We start from the raw sequence: 21,255 nt of genomic DNA, 5'->3' as shown, positions 1-21,255 counted from the left end.
CCGGAACGATGACGGAGTGGGGCAACATGTCCGAAGTGGGCTGGAAGAAGGTCGGGCTGGTCGTCTTCGACCTCGACGGTACGCTTTACGACCAGCCGCCGCTGCGCCGCGCCATGGCCATCGAACTGTGCAAGCACAGCCTGCGCCAGCGCAGCCTTCGCACCGTGCGCACCCTGCGCGCCTTTCGCCAGATCCGCGAACTGCTGGGCGAGGTGCAGGGCGACGACTTCACCCATGAACAGTTCAGCCTCACCTCGCGGCGCTGCGGCTGCTCGGAAGGGGAAATCCGCGCCATGGTGGAGGAATGGATCGAGCGCCGGCCGCTGGCGCTGCTCCCTCGCTACAAGGCGCGCGGGATCGACCGGCTGTTTTCCGCCCTGCGCGCCACCGGGCGGCGGATCGCGGTCTGGTCGGACTACCCGGTAGACGCCAAGCTCGCCGCGCTGGGGCTGCGTTGCGACCATACGATCTGGTCCGGCTCGGGCGGGGTCGGCCGCCTCAAGCCCAACCCTGCCGGCCTCCTGGCGCTGCTCGCCGAAACCGGCATGACGCCCGAGGAAACCCTCGTGATCGGAGACAGGGCGGATCGCGATGCCGCCGCCGCCGCCGCCATCGGCGTTCCCGCCCTCATCCGCACGCACGGCAAGACCGCCGAGCCCTCGGGCTTCCGCCGCTTCGACGATCCCCCCTTCAAGGCCATCCTCGCGGAGGGAGCCCATGCCTGAACCCGCCGCCACGCCCCATTCCGCCCGGGCCGGAGGCGGGATGATCCGATCCTGCATCGCGGCTCTCGTGGATGTCCTGGTGGAGGAAGTGCGCCCCGGCCTCTCGCCATCCGACCGTGCGACCGTGCGCGACTATGTGCTCGCCACCAGCGCGGCCATGCCCGATCACTTCCGGCTCGGCTTCCGGGGGCTGGCGCTGCTGTTCGAACTGTCGAGCCTGCCGGTCCATGGCCACCGCTTCTCCCGCCTTGCCCCGGGCGAGCGCACCGCCCATGTCCGCGCCTGGCGCGGATCGCGGATCGGCTTTCGCCGCTCGATGATCGCCTTCTATTCGACCTTCTCCTGCTACGGCCTCTATTCGCTGCCCCTGCGCGAGGAACAGGCCCGCGCGAAACGGATCGCGGCATGAGCGCGCCCGGCGAGATCCTCACCGAAGTGCTGATGATCGGCTCCGGCCCCGGCGGCGCGGTAAGCGGCACGCTGTTCGCGCAGGCGGGCCACCGGGTGACGATGGTGGAAGAAGGCCAGCATCTCCCGCTCGAAGCCGCGCCGCACTTCTCGCGTGAGGAGATGCTGCTCAAGTACCGCAATGCCGGGGTCGGCGTCGCGCTGGGACGGCACAAGCTGGCCTGGGTGGAAGGGCGCTGCGTCGGCGGCGGCAGCGAGGTCAACCGCGGGCTCTACCACCGCACGCCCGCCTATGTGCTTGACGACTGGCGGCGCCGGTTCGATGTGCGCGATCTCGACCTTGCCGGAATGACGCCCCATTTCGCCGCCTGCGAGGCGATCGCGAAAGTGGAATATGCAGGCACCGCCGCCTCCGACATGTCGCGGCGGCTCCAGCAGGGCGCGCAGGCGCAGGGCTGGTTCGCGATCGAGGCGCCCCGCCTGTACCAGTACGCCGCCGATGGACGCGGCGGTGAAAAGCAGTCGATGTCCGCCACTTTCGTGCGCCGGTTCCTGGAGGCGGGCGGCGAACTCCTGCCCGCGACGCGGATCGCCCGCCTGCGCCGCGAAGGCGGCATGTGGATCGCCGAAGGGTTCCGCCGCGGCGAGAACGGCCTGCCCCGCGCCGTGACCTTCCGCGCCGAAACCGTGGTCGTCGCCTGCGGCGCGGTGCAGACCCCTGCCCTGCTGCGCCGTTCCGGCATCTCCCACAATGTCGGCAACAGCCTGCGCTTCCATCCGATGGTCAAGGTCGTCGCGGAATTCGACCGCGACGTGAACCAGCCGGGCGATTTCGATCCGGTCCACCAGGTCAAGGAATTCGAACCGCGCTTCGGCATGGGCTGCTCGATCAGCAATCCCGCGATGCTGGGCGTGGCGCTGGCCGGGCGCGAGGGCCACTGGGAGCTCGTGGCCGAACGCTGGCGGCGCATGGGTATCTACTACGTCCAGTCGGGCGGCGGCGTGGCCTCGGTGCGCAACCTGCCCGGCTTCGACGATCCGCTGGTCCGCATCCGTTTTTCGAAAGGCGATCTCTCCGTGCTCGGAGAGGGGCTGCGGCGGCTCTGCGAAGCGCTGTTCGCGGCGGGGGCCCGGACGATCTACCCCTGCGTCACCGGCTACCCGGACCTGCATTCCCCCGCCGATCTCGCGGACCTTCCCGAACTGCTGGAAGCAGGCGACGGCAACGTCACCTCGGTCCATGTCTTCTCCTCGTGCCCGATGGGCGAGGACACGCGGCGCACCGCCACCGATTCCTTCGGCAAGGTCCACGGCGCCCAGGGCCTCTACGTAAACGACGCCTCGCTTCTCTGCGGACCGACCTCGGTAAACCCGCAAGGCACGGTCATGGCTCTGGCCCACCGCAACGCCATGGAAGCCATGACCCGCCGCTTCCATTAGGGGCCAAGGGGCCGGTAGGCGAATGTCCGGTTTGAAGGCGGGTTTCGAGGATAACTGACGCTCACGCGGCGTTGGCTGCCGACCAGAGCAGCAGTTCCCGCTCCCTCTGCCTAATGTCTAATGCCTGCCGAACCCCGATCAAGGTCCACGAACGGCAACGGCAAGGACTAACTTCCGGCCTCGCATTGTTGTGCTAGACTGACGCCGGGTGGAAGGGGCAAGAAATGATCGACACCATGAAAAGCGGCTTGGAATGGGCACAGGGGCTCACGTTCTTTCCGAAATTAGGATTGAGTGTCGCAATCAGTGCGGCAGCCCTCGCATTCTTAATTGCGATTTGGCAAAAGCCGCCGCCGAACGCTGTCGAACCAAGCCTTCCCCTTTCGATCAACCAATCCTCGACGGACGGAGCCGATACAGCACAGATTGCGACCACGGGCGATCATTCACCCGCCATCGGCCAACATAACAGCGGCGGGATCAACGTCGCGGGCGATAATACCGGCGTGATCGCCGGGACGTATTACGCCGCACCCGCTACGGCTGCGGAGCGGGCGCAGCAAGGCAGTCGGCTCAAGCAGGAGCTGGGAGATTTTGCTAACTATCCTGACAAGTTCGAGGGGAAGCCTAGAACGATCCTTGAGACGCACAGCACCACCGGCCAGCCCCTCGCCCTCTACTCTATTTTGTCGCGTTACTATAAAACGACAATTTCAGATGTCCCGGATGTCGGCGCTGACCTCCTGAAGTTCAAGCGGGACTATTACACTTTCTCAGGCTCCGAAGCGCAATTTGAACAACGGGCGATTCTCAAGGTAGGAACGCTGGTTGAAGGCCGGCTGCGGCCGGCGTGGGAGATATATTTCTACTATTTTCTCCTGCGAAGTGCCGAGCACTCAATTGATGCGGTCAAGGCCGGGGGCAATTTCCTCAACTATGGCATCACATGGGAGGACGCCGAGCGGGTGTATCAAGCCTTAAACACCGATGCCGAGATAAGCGGCGGGATGAAGAGAAATCTCGCTCAGATCAGCGAGCTCCAGCGGTCGACGGGCGGTCTGATCGCGAACATCAAGAAGCTAGACTTTTAGGTCCCCCCAAAGTCCCAGCACCGGTGATAAGCGGAATGTCCGGTTATGCGCCCGCAAATGCTCAATTGAACGGCAAGAAGGGGCGCAATCCAGTCGCTGTATCCAGCTCAGCCTGCTCTCAGCAGCCGCAGCGGGGAGCCGGTTCGTGCGGCTGCCAGCCAGCCGAGTGCGAACAGTGCGGTCGGCAGCCAGAGCATGAGATGCGCCAGCAGGATCGTCGCGGTGGCCTGCTCGGCGCCGACACCTACCGCCCGGTAGGAAAGCATCCCGAAGAATTCGTAGGAACCGAAATGCCCCGGCAGCGCCGGCACCAGCGTGCCCAGCGTGGAAAAGGCAAAGGCCACCAGCGGCCGCAGCCCCTCGGTCACGCTGCCGCCCAGGCTCACCCATGCCCCCAGCATGACGAGGCTTTCGAGCAGCCATAGCGCGAAGGACAGCAGCACCATCCCCGCGATCCGCTTCGGGCCGCCGCTTCCCCGCACCGCGCGCGCCACCGCCCGTGCCGTTTCCGCCAGTTTCGCGGCGGCGGCGAACGGCAGTTTCCGCTCGATCAGGCCGGCCAGCCCCTCGATCAGCGACGGCGAAAGCAGCACCGCTAGGCTCGCGATCACCGCGACCGCCAGCACCAGCCGGAACTGCGCCACGATCTCGGCGGGAAGCGTACTGTCCACCAGCATCAGGGCCACGCCGGCAACCATCAGGATCGACACGAGATCGAGCACGCGCTCCACCACCATCGCCCCCAGCACATGCCCCACCGGCAGTGCGAACCTGCGGTGAAACCAGTAGACGCGGAACACGTCGCCAAGGCGAAAGGGCAGGATATCGCTGATGCCGAAGCTTGCCACGAAAGGCGCCACCGTAGGCGCGAAGGGCACGTCCCGCCCGCCGGGATCGAGCAGCAGCCGGAACCGCCACGCCCGCAGCAGGAAGTCGAGCGCATAGGCCAGCAGCGCCAGCGCCAGCGGCGGCCATGTCGCGCGCACCAGCAGCGCGCCGACAGCGGCCATGTCCACCGTGGACCACAGCACCGCGAGGAAGGCCGCCCCCACCACCACGCCAAGCCAGAACCGCAGGCGGCCGCCTTGCGCAGCGGGTGGGGGCTGCGCAGCCATGGTCACTCCTGCTCGCTGCGCTGGGCCTGATACTTCACGAACAGCGTCGCCAGCGTGGTGCGGCTGGAAATGTCGAGCTTGCGGTAGATGTTGTGGAGGTGAATGCTCACCGTCCCCTCGGTCGACCCGAGCATCCCCCCGATCGCCTTGTTCGAGAACCCCCGGCAGACCAGCGCGCTGATCTCCCGCTCGCGCGGAGTGAGGTTGCCGATATCGGAGGCGATGTCCACGCCCCCGCCCCGCCGCCCCTTGGCGACCAGGTCCTCCGGCAGCCACTTGCGGCCGGACACCACCTCGCGCAGGCAGTCGAGCAGCGAATTGGCGGCATAGTCCTTGAGCAGCAGGCCCCAGACCCCAAGCGCGATGGCTTCGGCGATCTGCCGCCCGCTCATCGTTGCCGACAGGAAGATGACCCGGACCGGCCAGCCCGCCTCGCTGATCGCGCGCAGGATCGCGAGGCCGCCGACATCGGGCATCGACACGTCGAGCACCGCGACTTCGGGGCGCTTCTCCCTGATCACCGCCAGAGCGCGCGTGCCGCTGCCGGTGGCCTCGATCAGGTCCACCTCGCCCGTGCCGCGCAGCATGTCCGCCAGCCCGCGCAGCAGCAGGGGGTGATCGTCCGCAACCAGGACCCGGCAAGCGCTCGCGGGCATGTTCATGCGGCTTCCTCCAGCGGGATGACCATGGTGACGCGCAGCCCGGTTGCGCTGTCGTCCAGCGCGATCGAGCCGCCCAGTTGCATGGCCCGGCTGCGCAGCGAGGCCGGGCCGATCCCGTTCGCCGCTGGGCCCAGGCCCCGTCCGTTGTCGGCCACGCCCAGTTCCAGCGCGCTGCCGATCAGCCGCGCCTCCAGCGCGATCTGCGTGGCGGCGCCGTGGCGCACGGCGTTCGCGGTCGCCTCGGAAAAGAGCTGGATCACCTCGTCCACAAGGCTGCGCGGCAACTGCGCGGCGCGTCCGTGCCAGTCGAACAGAACGGTGACGCCCCACTTCTTTTCGAGAATGTCGGCCTCCCGGCGCAAGTCGGCCACCATGTCGGTGGGCGCTCCGCCGTCGCAATCGCGCTGGTCCTCCACGAAGCTGCGGATGCGCCGCTGCTGCTGGGTCACGAGTTCCTCGATGTCCTTGAGTTCGGCCGCCAGCTCCCTTGCGCCCGCCGGATCGCGCGCCGCCAGCCCGCGCAGCTTGAGCGTCGTGGCGGTCAGGTCCTGCAGCACGCTGTCATGCAGGTCCTGCGCGAAGCGGCTGCGTTCGTCGGCACGGACGCTGTCGGCATGGCGGGCCACCAGTTCGACATGCTCCAGTTCGGACCCCGTGCGCGCGGCGATGATCTCGGTGAGCGCCAGCGCGTCCTCCGGCCGCCCTTCGGGATCGACCAGGATCAGCGCCCCGCGGAACCGCAGCCCGGAAAAGCCGGAACGCACCGCATAGTCGTGCGAACGCGGACGCGGCAGGCCCAGCCCGCCGAGCATGAGCGTAAGCGCCAGCATCTCGTCCGGTCCAAGCTGGCTGGCCCGCGTGCGGTCCATGAAGTCGAGCCGCGCCTCGGAAAAGGCGCTGCGGAAATTGGCGCGGTCCAGCGGCCGCAGGTCGAGCCCCTGCTTGCGCCAATGGGCGATGAAGCCGGTCGGCTCGTCCTGCTCGCGCCAGATCAGGATCAGGCTTTCGCAGCCGGTGACGGTGGCGGCATGGCGGCACAGTTCGGACAGCCAGCCGCGCCGGTCGCCGAACCCGGCATCCATTGGCCAGCTCGCCAGCCGCGCCAGCCGTTCGCGGCTGCTTTCGCGGTAAGCCCCGAAATAGCCGAGCATCACCGCGCAGACCAGGAAGTAGGCCGCCCGGATGATGAGCACGTTGAGTTCGGATTCACCGTCGAGAATGTCGGGAATGCCGACCGCGAACAGCACCATCTCCAGCATGACCGCGCCGACGATCGCGCCCGCGAACCCCCAGCGCACCGCCATCGCCAGCAGCGCAAAGGGCAGAAACGAGAAGAACGGGCTGGTCAGTTCGTTGGTGAGGAACGCCAGCCAGCCGAGGATCGCGGTATCCAGGACGTGAACGGCGAAGTGGACCGGGCTGTCCACCGGCTTGCGGATCGGCACCGCCACCAGCAGGATCGCCATGACGAGGTAGATCGCCAGCACGTCCTGCGCCTCGTGCCGGTAACGGCCGGGCTGCGTGGGATCGAGATAGATCGCGATCACCGCGAAGATCGCGGTCATCAGGCGGCCATAGCCGATCAGCCGGTTTGGATCGGTGATCAGCAGCGCCTGGCGCGCCCGGCTCAGGCCGGATGATCTCGCGTCGAATGTCCGCCCCATGTTCCTAGCTGTCTTGCCGAACCGCCCGGCGAAGTGCCGGAAGCGACGGGAAAAACCTACGAAGGCCGGGGCTCCGCGTCGAGTCAGCCTTCCTGCTGATACCCCTGCTCGAAATCGCCGGAACCGTTCTCCGATTGATGGTCCGGCCCGTCTTCCGATTGACGGCGGACCGGGATCGGCCTAGCAGACGCCCCAGCATCAAGAGTCGGGATAATGCCCGGCACCAACCTGCTCCCGAGCAAGGTGGTACCTTCGCAGACATGCGAAGGGATGTGGCCGGACCGGCAACAAACGGGTTTTCCAGCTGCATCGCCGTCATTTTCCTCCCGGCTCGCCGAGCCCAGAAGGAAATACCGCATGTCCCAGATCCGTCCCGCCCCGGCCCAGCAATTCGCCAGCGACAATTATGCCGGAATCTGCCCCGAGGCCTGGTCCGCGATGGAGCTGGCCAATACCGGCTCGGCCACCGCTTACGGCGAGGATGAATGGACGCGCCGCGCCGCCGACGCCTTCCGCGCGCTGTTCGCCACCGATTGCGACGTCTATTTCGCCTTCAACGGCACTGCCGCCAACTCGCTGGCGCTTGCCGCGCTGTGCCAGTCCTATCACTCGGTGATCTGCTCCTCCTTCGCCCACGTCGAGACCGACGAATGCGGCGCGCCGGAGTTCTTCTCGAACGGGTCCAAGCTGCTGGTCGCCCAGAGCGCCGACGGCAAGCTGACGCCGGAGGCCATTCGCGCGCTCGCCACCGGCCGGTCGGACATCCACTTCCCCAAGCCGCGCGTCGTCACCATCACCCAGCCGACCGAGACCGGGCAGGTCTATTCCGTGGCCGAAATCGAGGCGATCTCCGCCACCTGCCGCGCGCTCGGGCTGAAGCTGCACATGGACGGCGCCCGCTTCGCCCATGCCTGCGCGGCGCTGGACTGCACCCCCGCCGAGATCACCTGGCAGGCCGGCGTGGACGTGCTCTGCTTCGGCGGCACCAAGAACGGCATGGCCGTGGGCGAAGCGGTCATCTTCTTCGACCGCACGCTGTCGGAAGACTTCTCCTACCGCTGCAAGCAGGCCGGGCAGCTCGCCTCGAAGATGCGCTACCTCTCGGCGCCGTGGATCGGCGTGCTCGAAAGCGGCGCATGGCTGGCGAACGCGCGCCATGCCAATGGCTGCGCCCGCCGCCTTGCGGATGCCTTCGCGGGTGTGGCCGGGCTGGAACTGATCTTCCCGGTCGATGCCAACGCCGTGTTCCTCTCCGCGCCCGAACCGGTTCTGGATGGACTGCGCGCGCGCGGCTGGCGCTTCTACACCTTCATCGGCGGCGGTGCCCGCTTCATGTTCGCGTGGGACGCCGACCCGGCACAAGTGGACCGCCTTGCCGCCGACGTGCTCGATCTTGCGCGAGAATGTGCCCGCCCCGTCGCGGCCTGAAGGCAGGAGCGGCGCGCCTTGCGAAGGTCCGCGCGCGCCGCTCCTGCAAACGAATGAAATCTCTGTTGCTATTGCAAGTTGATCGCATTAGCGAAGCTCCCTCGAGGGAAGACTTGCGAAAGTCCAGAGGCCGAACGGCACGCGCTTTCCCGAGGGGCCGGTGGGCGGCCCCGGCAAGATCAAGCGGGAAGCGAAGACGTGACGCGGCAGGTACTGTTTCAGATTCACTGGTTCCTCGGAATCACCGCCGGCTTCGTGCTCGCGCTGATGGGCGTGACCGGCGCCACGCTGAGCTTCGAGAACGAGATCATGCGCCTGCTCAGCCCGGGCATCGTCACCCTTTCCCCCGGTAAGGGCCCGGCGCTTTCCCCTGACGAGGTGATCGCCCGCGCCTCCGCGCAGCGCGCCGGTCTCAAGGTCGAGCGGCTGACCGCCGAGCACGACCCCGAGGCCGCCTGGCAGGTCCAGTTCGCCGCGCAGGGCAAGGAGCGGCGCGGCGAGCGCAGCTACGTGGACCCGCGCAGCGGCATCCTGCTGGGACAGCCCAGCGGCACCGGCTTCTTCCGCACGGTGGAGGACCTGCACCGCTGGCTCGCGCTGCCGGGCGGCGGCAACGGGATCGGCCGCCAGATCACCGCCTTCTCCGCGATCTCGCTGGTGTTCTTCGCGATTTCCGGCCTCTACTTGCGCTGGCCCCGCCGCACGTTCGACTGGCGCGCATGGCTGGTGCTGGACCTGCGCAAGAGCGGCCGCAACCTTTACCGCGCGCTGCATGCCGTGATCGGCGGCTGGGTGGCGCTCGTCTATCTGCTGAGCGCGCTGACCGGGCTCTGGTGGTCCTACGACTGGTACCGGCAGGGCGTGCTCTACGCACTCACCGGCAAGACCAGCCGCGAGGAAAGCGGGCATGGCGGCGGCGCGAACGGCAAGGAAGGCGCGAAGGAAGCCGCAAAGGAAACCCCTGTGCCCAGCCTGGCCCGCGCCTGGCCCACGGTGCTGGCCGCGATGGACGGCCGCTATCGGTCGATCTCCATTTCCATGCCAGAGGACGGCAAGGAAACGGCCACGTTCCGGGTGCTGCTGGAAGATGCCCGGCATGACCGCATGACCGACGACATCAAGGTCGATCTTGCCGACGGCAAACTGGTCAAGGCCGACCGCTACGACCGGCGCAGCCTGGGCAAGGTCATCACCACCAGCATGTACGAACTGCATCGCGGCGCCTTCTTCGGCATCGGCGGACGCATCCTGCTCCTGCTGACCAGCCTGACGATGCCGCTTTTCACCGTTACCGGACTGCTGCTCTACCTTGTGCGCCGCCGCAAGAAACGGTCGCTCAGGGAAGTGGTGGAGGCCCAGCCCGCCCTGTCCGCCGCTACCGGCGACCTGCTTGTCGCCTTCGCCAGCCAGACCGGCGGCGCCGAACGCCTTGCCCGCCAGACCGCCGCCGCGCTTGGCGGCGCCCGGGTCGTGCCGCTTTCGGCAGTGGACGATGCGCTGCTCTCCGATGTCGATCGCGCGCTCTTCGTGGTCAGCACTTATGGCGAAGGCGAACCGCCCGACCCGGCGCGCCGCTTCGCCCGTCAGGCGATGGCGACCCCGCCCGGCGCCGAACACCTCGAATATGCCGTCCTCGCCCTGGGCGACCGCGAATATCCCGAGTTCTGCGCCTTCGGCCATTCCGTTGACCGCTGGCTCCATGCCGGCGGCGCGCGGCGCCTGTTCGACATGGTGGAAGTGAACGGCGAGGATATCGACGCCCAGCGCCAGTGGCAGCAGCAACTCGCCGCGCTCGGCGCCGAACCCGACATGCCGGACTGGGAGCCCGCCGCTTACGAGAACTGGCAGCTTGCCGAACGCCGCCTGCTCAACCCGGGCAGCGCCGGAGGCCCTGCCTTCCTCGTCAGCATCAGGCCCGCTACCGGTCCGATGCCGTCATGGCAGGCGGGTGACATCGCCGAAGTCCTGCCCGGCGCCAACGATCCCGCGCGCATCGCCGCCTACCTTTCGGCCTGCGGGCTGGGCCGCGATGTCGAGGTGGAGGGCAAGTCCCTGGCCGATCACCTCTCCCGCGCGCTCATTCCCGACCACCTGGTGGAAAGCGCCGGGGAACTCGTGGCCGCGCTCCGTCCCCTGCCGCACCGCGAATACTCGATCGCATCGGTCCCCGGCGACGGCAGCCTCGACCTGCTGGTCCGCCAGGTGGAACGAACGGACGGCACGCTGGGTCTCGGTTCCGGCTGGCTGACGCATTTCGCTTCGCCGGGCGGCGCAGTCTCGCTTCGCCTGCGCGCCAACGAGGGCTTCCACGCTCCCGCCGGGGGGCGCCGCCTGATCCTGATCGGCAACGGCACCGGCCTTGCCGGGCTGCGCGGCCACTTGCGCCAGTCCCGCGCCGAGGGACGCGGCGGCCACTGGCTGCTGTTCGGCGAACGCAGCCGCGCGCATGACGCCCTGCTTCCGGGCGAAGTGGACGGCTGGCTGGCGGACGGCACGCTCACCCGCCTCGACCGCGCATGGTCGCGCGATGCGGACTGCGGGCGCTATGTGCAGCACCTGCTGGCCGAAGCCGAGGCGGACCTGCGGGACTGGGTGGAAAACGGCGCCGCGATCCTCGTCTGCGGCAGCCTTCAGGGCATGGCCCCGGCGGTTGACGACGCCTTGCGCCGTGCGCTGGGCGACGAAAGGGTGGAAGCGATGGCCGAAGCCGGGCTCTATCGCCGCGATATCTATTGAAGCCGTGATCTCTTGAAAGTTGCGGGGCTCCCTTCGCGGAGCCCCGCAACCTTTCCGATCAGGCCGAGGTGACCAGCCTGCGCGTGCGGGCATAGAGCATGTAGACCAGCGCGAAGAACAGCACCGTGCCGCCTGTCAGCGCCGGCCCGGCGAAACCGTCGCCCACCAGTGCCAGCGGTGCGTCGCTGCCCGAAGCCGCGACGATGCCCGCAAAGCCCACGCCCCAAAGGCTCTCGCCCACGATCAGGCCGGTGGCGGTCAGCACGCCCATGCGCTCGGCGAATTCCGGGTCGCGCTGCTGCCTGGCCCAGCGGTCGTAGAAGAAGCCCAGCACCGAGCCGATCACCGTCGGCAGGATCACGCTCATCGGCAGGTAGATGCCGATCCCGACGCCAAGGGGCGGCAGGCGCAGGCGGCCCATCAGCCCCAGCACTTCGTCCAGCGCGACGAACACCACGCCCGCCGCAGCACCCCAGCCAATCATCGTCCAGTTGAGATTGCCGCCCAGCACGCCCTTGGCCAGGGTCGAGATCAGCGCCGCCTGCGGCGCGGGCAGCGCATTCGGCCCGGCATTGGCCGCTCCGGCAAAGCCGAAGGCGGTGTTCAGCAGGTCCAGCACCGGCGGGATCACCAGCGAGCCGAACACCACGCCGATCACCAGCGCCACCTGCTGCTTCCACGGCGTAGCGCCGATGAGTTGCCCGGTCTTGAGATCCTGGAGGTTGTCGTTGGAGATTGTCGCCACGCCGAAGACGATGCCGGTGACGATCAGCGCATAGGCGACCAGCGCATCGGTCGTCTCGGCGCCCTGCCCCCGGCCGAACAGGCCGACCAGCATGAGCGAGGCGGCGACCACGGAAAGGATGCCGATGCCGGAAACCGGCGAATTCGACGCGCCGATCAGCCCCGCCATGTAGCCGCAGACCGCCGCGATGAGCAGGCCGATCACGAGGATGAACAGCAGCGCGCCAAAGATCAGCAGCATTTCCGAACCGGCCAGCGGCCCGCTGCCGATCACGCTCCACAGCAGCACCGCGATCGGCACCAGCATGGCCAGCGAGCCCACGAACACGATCGAGATCGGCAGGTCGCGCTCCTCCACCGCCAGCACCGTTCCGGCATGGCGCGCACGGCTGGCCGCCATGGCCGAACGCACGCCGCCGATCACCGGACCGGCGATCCGCAGCAGGGTCCAGACCGCCGCAACGCCGATCACGCCTGCGCCGAAGAAGCGCACATTCTCGGAAAACACCGTGGTCGCCCAGACTTCCGCGCCGCCCGGCAGCGGGTTCTGCGCGGTCAGCATCGGCAGGAGCACCCACCAGCCGACGACGAGACCGAGGAACATCGCCATGCCCACCGAGATGCCCACGAGGTGGCCCACGCCCATCAGCGCGAAGGACAGGCCCCCGGAAATGCCGGTGGCCCCCGGCCCCGCCCGGAACCAGAGCGAGGCTTCGGCAACGGCAAGGCGCGTCTGCGTGAGGATCGCGAAACCGGCCGAAGCCAGCGCATTCCACAAGAGCACCGAAAGGCCCTTGGCGCTTTCCTCGGCCCCTTCGCGCGATTCGGAACCCACGCGCAGCACTTCGGCAGCGGCATGGCCCTCGGGATAGGGAAGCGGCGTGTCGATCACCAGCGCGCGGCGCAGCGGCACCGAGAACAGCACGCCGAGAATGCCGCCCGTGCCGGTGATCGCCGCCGTCGTCCAATATGGGAAGCCCTGCCAGTAACCGATCATGACGAGGCCGGGCAGCACGAAGATGATCGCCGCCAGCGTGCCCGCCGCGCTCGCCACGGTCTGGACGATGTTGTTCTCGAAGATCGTCGAATCCTTGAAGCCGCGCAGGATCGCCATCGAGATGACGGCGGCCGGGATCGAGGTCGCGAAAGTCAGGCCCACCTTCAGGCCGAGATAGACGTTGGCCGCCGTGAACAGCAGCGTGATCACGCCGCCCAGCAGCACGCCGCGCAGTGTCAGTTCCAGCGGCGAGCCTGCTCGCGCGCTGCCTGTTTCTTTTGCCATGTCTTTCCGTTCGGGAAACAAAGTGATTGCCGCCCTCATCGCACGGCCGCCGCCTGCGGGGCAAGCATCGCAAGGCCCCGCAGGCGGCGGGGGAGGCATCGCAAGCCGCCCGATCGCCCTGCTTTTGCCCCGTTGGCGCAGGACCGGCGCCGTGCTAGCCGCTAGCGATGCTGACCATCAGGCAGATCGAGATCTTCCGCGCGGTAATGATTACCAAGACGGTGAGCGGCGCCGCGCGCATGCTGGGCACCTCGCAGCCCGGCCTCAGCCGCATGCTCGGCCACATGGAGGACAAGCTCCACTTCCGCCTGTTCGACCGTACGCGCGGACGGCTGGTGCCCACGTCCGAAGCCCGCGTGCTGTTCGAGGAGATCGAGCAGATCTACAAGGGCTTCAACGATCTGGAACACGTCGTCCGCCGCCTCGCCAAGGGGGAGGACCGCACGTTCAGGGTCGGCGCCTCTCCGTCGCTGGGGCATTCGGTGGTGCCGCAGATGCTCTCTCGGCTGACCGCCAATTATCCCGGCCTCACCATCCAGTTCGACATTCTCTCGGTGGAGCAGGCGGACGACTGGCTGGCACTTCAGCGCGGCGACTATGCGTTGACGGTGTTCCCCATCGACCATCCCAACGTGCTTTCCAGCCGCATCGGCGCCGGCCGCATGGTCTGCGCCGTGCCCGCCGGGCACCGCCTTGCCGAACGCGAGCGGATCACCGTGGCCGACCTCGGGGGCGAGCGCATCCAGTCATTCCGGGAAGACACTCCGCACGGCCGGATCATCGCCCGGATGTATGCGGATGCGGGCGAGGAACTGGACATCGCCACCTATATCCGTTTCGCCGAAACCGCCGTGGCCTTCGTGGCGCAGGGCATGGGCATCGCGCTGGTGGACAGCTTCACCGCCATGCAGCCCCACGCGGACACCGTGCGCTTCCTGGAATTCGAGTCGCCCGGCGTGCTGCCGGTCTACGTCAGCCGCAACCTCGACGTGGCGCGCACTCTCGTGGGGGAGACCTTCGAGGAGATCGCCCGCAACATACTGATGAACCTGCCAAGAGTTATAGGCCATAACATAACGCTATAAGTCACATCGTCGTGATGTCTGGCAATGCACCCCGGGATCAAACACCGTGAAGATGCCCGCAAGGTTCATACAGTCCCGGCGCCGGGCCGCCGGACGACAACAGGCGCAGCCAAGCGCCGCTGAGGATGGGAAAGGCGTTACCATGGCCAGCTATTCCGCCGCCGGATCGGTATCCGTGCGTCCTTACGTGACGGTGGGCGAGAGCGCCTCGCAGAACGTCGACGGCTGGACCGCGCGGCAGGTGCTTGTGGTCGCCATCTGCTTCCTCCTCAACATGCTCGACGGGATGGACGTGCTCATCCTGTCCTACGTCGCCCCCGCCCTTTCCGCCGACTGGAAGGTCAATCCCGAGAGCCTGGGCGTCGTCTTCAGCTCCAGCCTCGCCGGCATGGCCGCAGGCGGACTGCTGATCGCGCCGCTGGCCGACAAGTTCGGCCGCCGCAAGCTCATCATCGCCTCGCTGGTGATGATGACGGTGGCGATGTTCGGATCGGCGATTGCCGGCTCGATCGCCGAACTGATCGCCTCGCGCTTCCTGGTCGGCATCGGCATCGGCACCGTGCTGGCCAGCATGGCCGCGCTGACCGCCGAATATGCGCCTGCCAAGCACCGCACTTTCGCGGTGGGCTTCCTGCAGGCCGGATACCCGGTCGGCGCGACGATCACCGGTTTCATCGTCGCCCATCAGATCGACAACCACGGCTGGCAGGCCATGCTGCTGGGCGCCGCCACCCTCTGCCTGCTGGCGCTGCCGCTGGTCTGGGCGATGCTGCCCGAATCGGTCGATTTCCTGCTCGCTCACCAGCCCAGGGGCGCACTCGCCAAGGCCAATCGCCTGCTGGCCTCGCTTGGCCGCCCGACGCTGGAAGCCCTGCCTGAGCGCCGCGTCGCCGAAGCCCACTCCGTCGGCCTGCGCGGCGTGCTCGGCGAAGGCCGCACTTCGGGAACGATCCTCCTCTGGACCGCGACGATCTTCGGTTTCATGACGCTCTACTTCGTCATCAGCTGGATTCCCAAGCTCGCCGTCGAGGCGGGCCTGCCCGCCACCCAGGCAATCTACGCCGGCGCGGTCTACAACATCGGCGCCTTCATCGGCATCACGTCGATCGGCCTGATCGCCAGCCGCATCGACCTGCGCCGCCTGATCCTGCTCTACATGGTTCTGGCCGCCGTCGCCCTCGTCGTGTTCGGCGCGGTTTCCATGACGATCGCCGCGACGCTGCTGACCGCCTTCTTCATCGGCGCCTTCATCCAGGGCGGCTTCAACGGCTGCTACCCGCTCGCCACCAGCTTCTACCCGCCGCAAGTGCGCAGCACCGGGCTCGGCTGGGCGATGGGCGTGGGCCGTATCGGCGCGGTGATCGGGCCGATGCTGGGCGGCGTCCTGCTGGCCGAGAAGGTTCCGCTGGCGGCGATCTTCGCGATCTTCGCGGTCCCGGCGGTACTGGCCGGACTGGCCGTCACCCTGATCCGGATGCCCGCCGAGCGTTAAGCCTTCCTCCCTACCCAAGGACCAAGATCATGCTTCAGTCTCCCGTCGCCGTCACGGGCCCCGCGCGCTCGACCATTCTCTGCGGCCTGATCGGCTCCGGCATCGGCGGTTCGCGCAGCCCGGCGATGCACGAAACCGAAGCGAGGGCGCTGGGCCTGCCGCTGGTCTACCGCATCCTCGACAGCGACGTGATCGGCTTCGGCGCGGATGACCTCGGCACTTTCCTGAAGACCATGGCCGCCCTGGGGTTTGACGGCACCAATGTCACCCACCCCTTCAAGCAGGCGGTCGTGCCGCTGATGGACGAGCTTTCGGAAGCGGCCGCCAAGCTCGGCGCGGTCAACACCGTGCTGCTGCGCGGCGGCCGCCTGATCGGCGACAATACCGACTGGTCCGGCTACCGCGCCAGCTTCCTCGCCTCGCTGGGCGTGCTGCCGCGCAAGCGCGTGGCCATGGTCGGCGCGGGCGGCGCGGCTTCGGCGGTGGGCTATGCCCACCTCGACCTGGGCGCCGAGCGGCTGGCGATCTTCGACCCCGCAACGCAGCGCGCAGAGGCGCTGGCCCGGCGCCTTGCCGCGCTGTTTCCCGACGCGGAAGTGATCGCGGCAGGTTCGGCCGCAGAGGCGATCGCGGGCGTGGACGGCGTGGTGCAATGCTCGCCCGTGGGCATGGAGAGCCACCCCGGCCTGCCCTTCGACCCGGCCCTGCTGACGCGCGACATGTGGGTTTCGGACGTGATCTATTTCCCGCTGGAAACCGAACTGCTCAAGGCCGCGAAGGCCATCGGCTGCGCGACGCTGAACGGCGGCGGCATGGCGGTGATGCAGGCCGCGCACGCCTTCGCGCGCTTCACCGGGCGGGAGCCTGACACCGAGCGCATGCTCGCGGACTTCGCGGCGGCCAGTCAGGCAGTTTAAGGAAAAGGAAAAGCAGGGGAGCATAGCCCCCTGCACTATCCGGCCGCGCCCCCCTTGCGTCGGAAGACTTACTGGCTGCGCCGCAAGTAAATCGCGCGCGGCGCTGACATTCCGAGGGTCTGGGGGATAGCCCCCAGGACTTTGCTCTTACTCGGCCACCTCTTCCACCGCACGAAACCGGTTCTGCGCCGCCAGCCTGATCCCGGCATTCGGCGCGCCGTAGCCCGTGTAAGTCCCGCCGCGCTCGACGAATTCGAAGAAGAACAGCTTGTCGAACGCCCGGCTGTAAAGCTGGCGATAGGCATTGCCGGCGCCGTCCTCGTCATAGAGCACGCCGGCCTGTTCCATGCGCGCGGCGGCCTTGCCGTCGAACCCGAAGCGGGCGACGAGATCGTCGTAATAGTTCTCCGGGATATCCAGCATCGCCGCCCCCCGCGCGCGGACGACAGCCGCCGTGGCGAGCAGGTCGTCGCTGGCGAGCGCAACATGCTGGAAACCGCCGCCCATGCCCTGCGCAAGGAAGCGCGAGGACAGCGTCTCGCGCGCGTCCGAGGCGTTGAGGGTGAGGCGGAAGCCTCCGTCCGGCGATTGCAGCGCCTGGCTGTGGACGAGGCCGGAAGGGTCGATCACGTCGTTGGCGTCGCGTCCTTCGAGGCCGAACAGGGCGCGCCAGTAAAGCTGCCAGGACAGGAATTCGTCATTGTGGACCACGGCGGCAAGGTGGTCGATCGAGCGGGCGCGGGCATCGTCGGTGAGGTCCTCCACCGGCACCGCCTCGAACTCGCGCGCCCAGAGCGCCTCGGCGCCGTCATCCTCGACCAGATAGACGAGGCTGCCGCCGACGCCGCGCAGCGCGGGCATGGCCATGCGGCCGGGGCGGCCCTCGGGGCTATAGGCACGGATGCCGAGCGCGGCGGCGCGCTCCATCACCGCGGCGGCGTCCTTAACCCGCACCCCGATGGCACAGATCGAAGTGCCGTGGACGATGCGATAGGACTTGGCGAAACCCTTGGGCTCGGCATTGATGACGAGGTTGACATTGCCCTGCCGCCAGCGCGTCACCTTCTTGGTGCGGTGAGTGCCGATATGCGAGAAGCCGAGCGTTTCGAAAGTCTCGCCCAGCCGCGCGGTGTCGTCGCCGGTGGCGGTGAACTCGACGAATTCGGCGCCGAGCGGCGGCTGCGGTGCGGGCATCGTGGTCGGCTGGCCAAGCAGGCGCCTTGCCGCATCGCGCACGTATTCGAGCGAGCGGTGCCCGTCCTGCGCCACGAGGCGCGAGGAAATCGCGCGAAAGCGGTCGTTGAAGATTTCGAGCGAGAGCGGGCCGTCATAGCCGGTACGCAGAATTTCGGCGACGTAGCCCGGCAGGTCCAGCCCGCCCTGCCCCGGCAGGTTGCGGAAATGCCGGCTCCAGTAAAGCAGGTCCATGTCGAGCAGCGGCGCGTCGGCAAGCTGGACGTAGACGATCTTGTCGCCCGGAATGTCGCGGATGCTCTCGTTCGGGATACGGCGCGACAGCGAGTGGAAGCTGTCGAGGATGATGCCGACCGCCGGATGGTCCACCTGCCTGACGATGGACCAGACATCGCGGTGATCGTTGACGTGGCGGCCCCAGGCCAACGCCTCGTAGCCGACGAGGATGCCACGCGCGGCGGCCCTGTCGCCCAGTTCGCGGAAGTCGTCGACGATGCGCTGGCGCTCGCCCAGCGCATGGGGCGAGCAGTTGGAGCATACGAGAATGCGGTCAGTGCCCAGTTCGCCCATGAGGTCGAACTTGCGCTCGGCCCGGTCCATGGCACGGCCCCGCATCTCGCCGGGCATCCCCTCGAAATCGCGGAACGGCTGGTAGAGCGAACAGTGGATGCCGAGGTCGGTCATCAGCTTGCGCACGTCTGCCGGGCGCAGGGCCGAACCGATCAGGTCGTTCTCGAAAATCTCCACACTGTCGAACCCGGCGTCGGCCGCGGCCCTGAGCTTTTCCTCAAGCGTCCCGCGAAGCGAAACGGTGGCGATAGCGTTGGCGGCGGCGCTGGACATGGTGACCTTCCGAAGCTGTGATACGCCAGATATCGTACCAAGGCAGCGCGGATTGAAGCGCCGCCATCGCACTCAGCCATGCCTTGTTGTTATGGCAGAGGCCCTGCACGGTAGCGGGAGGCCCGCCTCAGTCACCGCCCCCTTGCGCCAGCACCAGCGAGAAGTCGCCCCCGGCATCGCTCCAGTGCTCCACCTCGCCCCATCCGCTGGCGGCGAGCAGCAGGCGGAGTTCTCCGGGGCGGTACTTGTGGCAATTCTCGGTATGGATAGTCTCGCCGCTTTCCATGTGGAAGCCTTGTCCCGCCACCTCGAAACGGATCGCCCGGCGCGCCTGCAAGTGCATCTCGATCCGGCTGGCATCCTCGTTCCAGCGCGCGACATGGCGGAATTCGCCGACCGGGATAGTGCCCCCAAGCTCGCGGTTGATGCGCTGGAGGAGGTTGAGGTTGAACAGCGCCGTCACCCCGCCCGCGTCGTCATAAGCCGATACCAGTCGCGCCGGGTCCTTGACTCGATCGATCCCGATCAGGAGATGCGCCTGCTCGCCCAGCGTCTCGCGCATCGAACGCAGCAGGTCCACGGCGGCGAAAGGCGTGAGGTTGCCGATCGTCGATCCCGGGAAGAACCCGAGCATCGCCCTGCCCTCGCGCCGCAGCGGCAAGGACACCGGGTTCATGAAATCGGCCTCCACCGGCACGATCCGCAGCGCGGGAAACAGCCCCTGCAGCGCCAGGCAGGCCTCGTCGAGGAACTCGCCGCAGATGTCGATCGGCACATATGTCGCGCGGGGCAGCGCCTTGAGCAGGATGCGGGTCTTGATCGAACTGCCCGAGCCGAACTCCACCACCGTGGCATCGGCGCCAAGCCTTTCCGCGACCGCCGCCACATGGGCGTGAAGCAGCGCGGTTTCGGTGCGGGTGGGGTAATATTCCGGAACCTGGGTGATCGCCTCGAAAAGCTGCGATCCGCGCATGTCGTAGAACCAGCGCGCCGGGATCGCCTTGCCTGCCTGCTCCAGCCCGTTCAGCACATCTTCGCGAAAGGCAGGATCGGGCTGGAACGTCCGGGGAGTAAGGCGCTGTTCGGTAAAGATCTCGTCGCTCCGGGGGGCCGTGAACATCTCAGAGACTCCTGGCAAGGCGCAGGCCGGTGAACTGCCAGCGCTGGTGAGGATGGAAGAAATTGCGGTAGGACGCACGCATGTGGCCGCGCGGGGTGGCGCAGCTGCCGCCCTTGAGGACGAACTGGCCCGACATGAACTTGCCGTTGTACTCGCCCACGGCGCCCGCCGCCGGGCGATAGCCGGGCCACGGGCGATAGGCCGAGCCGGTCCATTCCCAGACGTTCCCGAACAGCGAGGCGAAATCTCCCGCCGGCGCTTCGGCACGGGGCATGACCGCGCCTGCGGTGTCCAGTTGCACGCCGCCGCGCGGATCGCGGCCATGCGCGGCCGCTTCCCATTCCTGCTCGGTAGGCAGGCGGGCGCCCGCCCATGCCGCGAAAGCATCGGCTTCATAGAACGAGACATGCGCGACCGGCGCATCGGGATCGACGGGAAGCCAGCCGCCAAGCGTGAAATGCTCCCATTCATCGCTGCCGCCCCGCCAATAGAGCGGCGCCGCGATCCCTTCGCGCCGGGTCCAGTCCCAGCCGTCGGAAAGCCAGAGCGCGGCGGTGCCGTAGCCATTGTCGCGAATGAATTCCGCCCATTCACCATTGGTCACCGGCCGACTGGCCAGTGCATGGGGAGCCAGCCATGCGGGGTGCCGGGGCGTTTCGTTGTCGAAGGCGAATGGATCGTCCTCCAGACTGCCGATCCGGGCCAGCCCTTCCTGCCCTTCGATCCAGCGCAGAGCCCCCCCGTCCGGCGTGGCCCGGGAAGCGGATGCGGATGCATAGGCCGGGCCGAGCGGATTGCGGGAGAACAAGTGCTTGATATCGGTCAGCAGCAGTTCCTGATGCTGTTGCTCGTGCTGGATGCCCAGCTCGATCAGGTCGCCATGCCGCGCCAGAAGCTCCGGCAGCGCCGCGCGCATCGCCGTGTCGACATGCTCGCGATAGGCCATGACCTCGGCCAGGGCGGGCCGGGTCAGCAGGCCGCGTTCGGGCCGCGCCATCCGCTCGCCCTCGGCTTCGTAATAGCTGTTGAACAGGAACGGCCAGCGCGGGTCGAACAGGCGGTAGCCGGGAACGTGATCGCGCAGCAGGAAAGTCTCGAAGAACCACGTCGTATGCGCCAGATGCCACTTGGCGGGCGAGGCATCCGGCATGGACTGCACCGCCGCGTCCGCCTCGTTCAGCCCCAGCACGAGCTCGCGGCTGAGATGCCGGGTCGCGGCGTACCTTGCAGCAATGGCGTGGATGTCGTCGTCAGGTCCCCCATCGGGCATGGGATGCAGGTCCGCATTGCTTGGCCGGTGCGCCATGGC

16 protein-coding genes and 1 riboswitch are annotated in these 21,255 nt (G+C 67.7%); of the genes, 9 read left to right on the top strand and 7 right to left on the bottom strand.

What is annotated here, in order from left to right:
- Positions 1-8 precede the first annotated feature (8 nt).
- The 4 genes from U9J33_RS07560 to U9J33_RS07545 all read left to right on the top strand — a co-directional run bounded on the left by U9J33_RS07560 (position 9) and on the right by U9J33_RS07545 (position 3,664).
- Entirely contained in the window at positions 9-725 is a 717-nt protein-coding gene (locus U9J33_RS07560; protein WP_324698792.1) for an HAD-IA family hydrolase, read from the top strand.
- Positions 718-1,134 (top strand): hypothetical protein, encoded by a 417-nt coding sequence (locus U9J33_RS07555; protein WP_324698791.1) that lies wholly within the window; start codon positions 718-720, stop codon positions 1,132-1,134. The genes U9J33_RS07560 and U9J33_RS07555 overlap by 8 nt, the downstream gene beginning before the upstream one ends.
- Positions 1,131-2,573, top strand: a complete 1,443-nt coding sequence (locus tag U9J33_RS07550) for a GMC family oxidoreductase (protein ID WP_324698790.1) — start codon at positions 1,131-1,133, stop codon at positions 2,571-2,573. Before U9J33_RS07555 ends, U9J33_RS07550 begins: the two co-directional genes overlap by 4 nt.
- A gap of 224 nt (positions 2,574-2,797) precedes the next feature.
- A complete protein-coding gene (locus tag U9J33_RS07545; RefSeq protein ID WP_324698789.1) occupies positions 2,798-3,664 on the top strand; it encodes a hypothetical protein in 867 nt (288 codons plus the stop codon).
- A gap of 107 nt (positions 3,665-3,771) precedes the next feature.
- Here the strand turns inward: U9J33_RS07545 and U9J33_RS07540 are convergent, their stop codons facing one another.
- From U9J33_RS07540 to U9J33_RS07530, 3 genes are read right to left on the bottom strand one after another with little or no spacing between them, the layout of a single operon-like run.
- Positions 3,772-4,779, bottom strand: coding sequence for a lysylphosphatidylglycerol synthase transmembrane domain-containing protein (locus U9J33_RS07540; protein WP_185997714.1), 1,008 nt, complete (start codon positions 4,777-4,779; stop codon positions 3,772-3,774).
- 2 nt (positions 4,780-4,781) lie between these two features.
- Positions 4,782-5,441 (bottom strand): response regulator transcription factor, encoded by a 660-nt coding sequence (locus U9J33_RS07535; RefSeq protein WP_324698788.1) that lies wholly within the window; start codon positions 5,439-5,441, stop codon positions 4,782-4,784.
- A complete protein-coding gene (locus U9J33_RS07530) occupies positions 5,438-7,105 on the bottom strand; it encodes a sensor histidine kinase (RefSeq protein ID WP_054441221.1) in 1,668 nt (555 codons plus the stop codon). The genes U9J33_RS07535 and U9J33_RS07530 overlap by 4 nt, the downstream gene beginning before the upstream one ends.
- A 190-nt stretch (positions 7,106-7,295) precedes the next feature.
- Positions 7,296-7,407, top strand: a riboswitch (SAM-I-IV-variant riboswitch).
- Between the two features lie 55 nt (positions 7,408-7,462).
- Here U9J33_RS07530 and U9J33_RS07525 point away from each other — a divergent pair.
- Together U9J33_RS07525 and U9J33_RS07520 are read left to right on the top strand one after the other, a co-directional pair.
- The gene (locus tag U9J33_RS07525; protein WP_324698787.1) at positions 7,463-8,533 is read left to right on the top strand and encodes a low specificity L-threonine aldolase; all 1,071 of its coding nucleotides are present in this window, start codon (positions 7,463-7,465) and stop codon (positions 8,531-8,533) included.
- Positions 8,534-8,731: 198 nt separating this feature from the next.
- Positions 8,732-11,269 (top strand): sulfite reductase flavoprotein subunit alpha, encoded by a 2,538-nt coding sequence (locus U9J33_RS07520; RefSeq protein ID WP_324698786.1) that lies wholly within the window; start codon positions 8,732-8,734, stop codon positions 11,267-11,269.
- Positions 11,270-11,327: 58 nt separating this feature from the next.
- On the opposite strand, the gene U9J33_RS07515 is transcribed toward U9J33_RS07520, so the two are convergent.
- Positions 11,328-13,295: an OPT family oligopeptide transporter gene (locus U9J33_RS07515; RefSeq protein WP_185997717.1), complete on the bottom strand. Its 1,968-nt coding sequence runs from the start codon at positions 13,293-13,295 to the stop codon at positions 11,328-11,330.
- 167 nt (positions 13,296-13,462) lie between these two features.
- Between U9J33_RS07515 and U9J33_RS07510 the strand changes: the two genes are divergently transcribed.
- The 3 genes from U9J33_RS07510 (at position 13,463) to U9J33_RS07500 (ending at position 16,789) form a co-directional block, all read left to right on the top strand.
- Positions 13,463-14,380 carry a LysR family transcriptional regulator gene (locus U9J33_RS07510; protein WP_054441217.1) on the top strand — a complete coding sequence of 306 codons (918 nt, stop codon included), beginning with the start codon at positions 13,463-13,465 and terminating at the stop codon, positions 14,378-14,380.
- 142 nt (positions 14,381-14,522) lie between these two features.
- Positions 14,523-15,872, top strand: coding sequence for an MFS transporter (locus U9J33_RS07505; RefSeq protein ID WP_324698785.1), 1,350 nt, complete (start codon positions 14,523-14,525; stop codon positions 15,870-15,872).
- A gap of 29 nt (positions 15,873-15,901) precedes the next feature.
- A complete protein-coding gene (locus U9J33_RS07500; protein WP_054441213.1) occupies positions 15,902-16,789 on the top strand; it encodes a shikimate dehydrogenase in 888 nt (295 codons plus the stop codon).
- A gap of 147 nt (positions 16,790-16,936) precedes the next feature.
- Here the strand turns inward: U9J33_RS07500 and U9J33_RS07495 are convergent, their stop codons facing one another.
- The 3 genes from U9J33_RS07495 to egtB form a co-directional block, all read right to left on the bottom strand.
- Entirely contained in the window at positions 16,937-18,826 is a 1,890-nt protein-coding gene (locus U9J33_RS07495) for a bifunctional sugar phosphate isomerase/epimerase/4-hydroxyphenylpyruvate dioxygenase family protein (RefSeq protein ID WP_054441211.1), read from the bottom strand.
- Positions 18,827-18,953: 127 nt separating this feature from the next.
- The gene (gene egtD, locus U9J33_RS07490) at positions 18,954-19,946 is read right to left on the bottom strand and encodes an L-histidine N(alpha)-methyltransferase (RefSeq protein WP_324698784.1); all 993 of its coding nucleotides are present in this window, start codon (positions 19,944-19,946) and stop codon (positions 18,954-18,956) included.
- Position 19,947: 1 nt separating this feature from the next.
- Positions 19,948-21,216, bottom strand: a complete 1,269-nt coding sequence (gene egtB / locus U9J33_RS07485; protein WP_324699022.1) for an ergothioneine biosynthesis protein EgtB — start codon at positions 21,214-21,216, stop codon at positions 19,948-19,950.
- Between the last annotated feature and the right edge of the window lie 39 nt (positions 21,217-21,255).

Origin of the sequence: Novosphingobium sp. RL4 (assembly GCF_035658495.1) — a bacterium.
Lineage (GTDB): Bacteria > Pseudomonadota > Alphaproteobacteria > Sphingomonadales > Sphingomonadaceae > Novosphingobium.
The sequence above is the reverse complement of the archived record's forward strand: the minus strand, read 5'-3'. Positions and strand labels throughout refer to the sequence as shown.